The organism is Bradyrhizobium shewense (assembly GCF_900094605.1).
GTDB lineage: Bacteria > Pseudomonadota > Alphaproteobacteria > Rhizobiales > Xanthobacteraceae > Bradyrhizobium > Bradyrhizobium shewense.
Window position 1 is genome coordinate 1 of sequence record NZ_FMAI01000087.1, and the last position, 2,567, is coordinate 2,567.

A 2,567-nucleotide genomic window follows, 5' to 3' on the forward strand; every position below is an offset into this window, starting at 1 on the left:
CCGGATCGAACTGATCGATGATCGCACCGCGGAGCTCACGCATGCTCGGGTGAGCTCCCCAATTCGGCCAACAGCAGGTCGTTGATGTCCTGACCCTGCGTGTGAGGCATGACCAGCCGGACCCGCTTGCGCGCGGCAAGCCAACGGTCCCGGCACGCAGCAGCGGCCCGTTGACCCGTTCCGCTCATATCGTGATCGACGAGGATCGTCAGGCTCTGCACATGCTCGAGAACAGTGAAGTTGCTGATGCCGTTAGCATCGAGTACCGACCAGGCTGGTCCCAAACCGAGCATGATGCCGGAAAGGCTGGTTTCGACGCCCTCGCCGATCACGAGCTCGGTCGAAAGCGCTGGTGAAAGCCGGATGACGCCGCCGCTCTTGGGGCCAAGGCTCATCGGCGGCCCGGCGGCGGCCGCATCGCGCGTCAACGGCCGCCGATGAACACCGACCGGCTCGCCCGTGGTGGTGTCCTGGATCAGCGCGACAAGCGCGGGTGCCGTCGTGCCCCGGAACGGGCAACGTGGATGGAAGCCCAGGACATCCAGCGCTTCATCGGGAACGATGATGCCGCGATGGGCGAGATACCGCTCAGCGAGCGAGCCGCGCAGCGGCAACACGCCGTCCCAGATTTGGAGCGCACGGCGAATGCGAACGGCATCGTCGGTTTCCTCACGATGAACCGGACGCGGTATTTGCCTGGTGACGCCGAACGAGGGACCCAAATAACGAAGAGCGTAGACGATGGCGTCCCCAACGGAACAACCGAGCTGACGCTCGAGAAAGCTGATGATGTCTCCACCACAGCCGTTCTCGTGATCGAACCAGAGCCCGGCGCTGGCGCCCTGCAGGCTCAGAGCAAATGAACCGCGATTGCCCCAGCGCAATTGACGCTTGGTGCTGAGGCGGCGATTGGGGTGACCGAGGAACGACTGGACGATCTCAGCCGCACGGGCGCGCAGTTCCTGCCGCGCGCCGTCGTCGAGCGTGCTATGATCGTGGCAAGGGTTATTGCGTGTGTTCACGGCTGCGCGTTCGTTTACCTGTGCAAACACGCGTCGGTTTCGCGCTCACGGATCGCCGCGGGCTTCTCCTGATGAGCCGCGCGATCTTCGGCAACGCGCAGCTCGACAGCACGCTCCAGCTCATCCGCCGCAGTGATACGCTCAATATCGCGGAAGGCATTGCGCATGGAGCGATGCAACGGGATCGGCGGCTTCGGCTTTCGGCCGGGCGGGACGATTGTGAAACTCATGGGATGACCTCCGCTGCTGCGGGGTCGTCAGCCCTGGCATCATCACCGCGCGCGGGTGACCGAGCCAGGACCGGAAGCGACCCTAGGTTCAGATAGAAAAAACCCCGCCGCGCTGAGTCGACGAGGTTCTCTCATTGAGCCGGAAGCCGTCCTGCCTGGAAGATTTGGCTAGGGATTATTTGTCCGCCTTATCCAATGCCTTGCTCTTCGCCGCTGCTTGCCTGTTTCAGGAATTCAGACTTCACATAGCCGAGGTGGCCAGGGTGCGGTGGCTCCTCAATCCCGAACAACAGGTGAGCTGCTCTGAGCGTGTGGATCAGAGGCTGATGCCTTTCCAGCGGCTCGATGCCGCACTCCCACAGCAGCGCGAAGATGCGTTCCCATAACAGGCGCTCTGGAGTCTTTTTGTTCGGCGGCTGCTCCAGCAGTTCACTCAGATCGACGTCGCCTCTCAGCAAGTACTCAATTCTGACCCAGCCGTCGTCGATTGCCACCAAGAGCCGCCCCCATTTCTCGTGCTCGGGAACTTCGTCTTCATTAACGCTCGTATCGAATACATATGGAACCCATGGATTCTCGGGCAGATCTCCATACCACCCGCTGTCGGGCACATCTTGATCCCGTGCAGCGTTAAATGCTCTGCGCACGTTCGGTAGCTGCTCCATGAGCCCGGAGACGACGCGTAGCTTTACCTGAAGGTCGTCAAGTAGCCCACGAGTCTCCGCAACCGAACGGAACCGCGCCACTCTCCAGTATAGGTGTCCGGCCTCTCGGATCCTGTGCTCCACATGGCGAGCCACTTCGTTGGCGCGTGTCGGTCGATCGAACAGATCAGGTTCGGCCACAGCTCCCCAATCCGGTCCGACGTAGTCGACTATTGTTTCGATTGGGCCAAAGGCCTTGAGCACGGCCGCCAGCTGAGCGCGCGTTTGAGCTGGATCATCCGAGATCCATGTCTCTGTCGGCCAGTTCGGACCACGAGGCATTGGGTTGAGGGACGCAATTTTGGCTAGCTAAATCTTCCAACGGAATGCCCGTTGCTCCATTTTGGTTCCGGTGAAGCGCAGACATTGTCACGACGAGGCAGTTGGCGCGATGCCGCGGGAACACCTGAGATTCGGATGGTAGCAGGAAATCGACACGGAGCCCAATTGGAGGAGGAAGGCCCCACAAAAATCGGTCCTCGCCGCATGCTTAACGAGACTCAGGTGCTGGGGATCATCCCCGTGAGCCGCACCACCCTGTACCGCATGGAGAAGTCGGGCCGCTTCCCCCAATCGACCTACATCAGCCCGAACCGGCGCGTCTGGTTTGA

General features: G+C 61.3%; 4 protein-coding genes. 1 reads left to right on the top strand and 3 read right to left on the bottom strand.

What is annotated here, in order from left to right; translation table 11 throughout:
• Positions 1-35: 35 nt before the first annotated feature.
• The 3 genes from GA0061098_RS43305 to GA0061098_RS43315 all read right to left on the bottom strand — a co-directional run bounded on the left by GA0061098_RS43305 (position 36) and on the right by GA0061098_RS43315 (position 2,160).
• Positions 36-1,022: a DUF7146 domain-containing protein gene (locus tag GA0061098_RS43305; protein WP_091968226.1), complete on the bottom strand. Its 987-nt coding sequence runs from the start codon at positions 1,020-1,022 to the stop codon at positions 36-38.
• A gap of 14 nt (positions 1,023-1,036) precedes the next feature.
• The gene (locus GA0061098_RS43310) at positions 1,037-1,252 is read right to left on the bottom strand and encodes a hypothetical protein (RefSeq protein ID WP_091968229.1); all 216 of its coding nucleotides are present in this window, start codon (positions 1,250-1,252) and stop codon (positions 1,037-1,039) included.
• A gap of 188 nt (positions 1,253-1,440) precedes the next feature.
• Positions 1,441-2,160, bottom strand: a complete 720-nt coding sequence (locus GA0061098_RS43315; RefSeq protein ID WP_165637989.1) for a hypothetical protein — start codon at positions 2,158-2,160, stop codon at positions 1,441-1,443.
• 282 nt (positions 2,161-2,442) lie between these two features.
• On the opposite strand from GA0061098_RS43315, the gene GA0061098_RS47730 reads away from it, so the two are divergent.
• Positions 2,443-2,567: helix-turn-helix transcriptional regulator (locus GA0061098_RS47730; protein ID WP_165637990.1), on the top strand; the 125-nt coding region annotated here is incomplete at its 3' end.

Coding starts and splice junctions, on each gene's coding strand:
- GA0061098_RS43310 (WP_091968229.1), bottom strand. CDS start 1,252: ATGAGTTTCACAATCGTCCCGCCCGGCCGAAAGCCGAAGCCGCCGATC.